This window comes from Rothia sp. HMSC065C12 (genome assembly GCF_001812085.1).
In the GTDB taxonomy this organism is placed as follows: domain Bacteria; phylum Actinomycetota; class Actinomycetes; order Actinomycetales; family Micrococcaceae; genus Rothia; species Rothia mucilaginosa.
On the sequence record NZ_KV807670.1, the window covers coordinates 229231 to 229481 of the forward strand.

Genomic DNA, 251 nt, shown 5'->3' on the forward strand with positions numbered 1-251 from the left:
CCTGCCGCTAAGCCGGCACCCAAGCCCGCAGCTGAGAGCGCAGCTCCCAAGCCTGCAGCAGCTAAGCCCGCCGCAAAGCCGGCAGCAGCACCCAAGCCCGGTGGCCCCCGCCCGGGTAACAACCCCTTCGCATCCCAGCAGGGCATGAAGCGTGGCGGCGGCGACTCCCAGCGTTCCGGCGGTCCCCGTCCGGCACGTAACGGTCGTCCCGGTGGCAACGGTGGCGCACGCCCCGGCGGTAACGGCGGTCC

General features: G+C 72.9%; 1 pseudogene. It reads left to right on the plus strand.

The window, feature by feature from the left end:
• Window positions 1-251 (plus strand): annotated as a pseudogene (locus HMPREF2836_RS09395) (hypothetical protein); the annotation flags it as partial.